Source organism: Dendrosporobacter sp. 1207_IL3150 (assembly GCF_036763085.1).
In the GTDB taxonomy this organism is placed as follows: Bacteria; Bacillota; Negativicutes; order DSM-1736; family Dendrosporobacteraceae; genus JBAIYU01.
This window is the reverse complement of the sequence record NZ_JBAIYU010000015.1, coordinates 1-1,039: the sequence shown is the minus strand read 5'-3', so window position 1 is coordinate 1,039 and position 1,039 is coordinate 1. Positions and strand designations below refer to the sequence as shown.

Sequence of the window (1,039 nt, the reverse complement as noted above, 5' to 3'; positions counted from 1 at the left end):
GGCTTTGTTGCACAAACCTATCTGTAAAGGCTTTTTCAGCGATATAATTTTCAAATGAAGAAGCCTACACACAAAATCTACCGCACAACCAATTGGCCCGCATATAACCGAGCACTCATTAATCGCGGAAATATTGCCCTTTGGTTTGATCCTGCTACGCAATGGTATGCTCCATCAAAAGGCAAACAAGGGCGAAATCAAACCTACTCCGACGCAGCCATCCAATGCTGCTTAATGATTAAATCCTTATTCCGTCTATCTTTACGTATGGTCACTGGCTTTGTGCAAAGTCTGATTAAACTTTGCGGATTAAATTGGACCGCACCAGATTACAGTACGCTTTGTAGAAGACAAAAGCATATTGATATTGCAATCAGCTACCAAAAAAGTAGCGATGGGCTGCATCTACTCGTAGACTCTACAGGGATGAAGTTTCTAGGTGAGGGCGAATGGAAACGCAAGAAACATGGAGCTGAATATCGTCGCCAATGGCGTAAACTACATATTGGTATAGATGCCAAAACCCTACAAATACGCGCTATTCAGCTCACAACCAATAATGTCTGTGATTCACAGGTGCTTGGTGATTTACTTAATCAGATTCCACAAGATGAGCAGATTGACTCTGTTTATACCGATGGAGCTTATGACACCAAGCAATGCCGTCAGGTCATTGCAGATCGGCAAGCACATGCGGTGATTCCACCTAGAAAAAATGCGAAACCATGGAAAGATACAAAGAGTAGCTCGCTAGAGCGAAATGAATTACTTCGAACAATTAAACGTTTAGGTAGGACACTATGGAAAAAATGGTCAGGCTATCATCGCCGAAGTTTGGTTGAGACTAAAATGCACTGCATCAAATTATTAGGAGATAAACTCAGTGCAAGGAGCTTTGATAGCCAAGTCAATGAGGTTCATGCACGTGTAGCAGTCCTCAACAGATTTACGGAATTAGGTCGACCACTTACCCAAGTTACGCCTTAAATTTGGCTCAATTAGGGGCGCTTTGCCTTTCAAATCTTTGTGCAACAAAGCC

1 protein-coding gene is annotated in these 1,039 nt (G+C 42.4%); it reads left to right on the top strand.

Annotated elements, in window-relative coordinates; all coding sequences use genetic code 11:
- The first annotated feature begins 54 nt into the window (after positions 1-54).
- Entirely contained in the window at positions 55-987 is a 933-nt protein-coding gene (locus V6C17_RS08970) for an IS5 family transposase (RefSeq protein ID WP_005064486.1), read from the top strand.
- The last annotated feature ends 52 nt before the right edge of the window (positions 988-1,039 follow it).

Coding starts and splice junctions, on each gene's coding strand:
- V6C17_RS08970 (WP_005064486.1), top strand. CDS start 55: ATGAAGAAGCCTACACACAAAATCTACCGCACAACCAATTGGCCCGCA.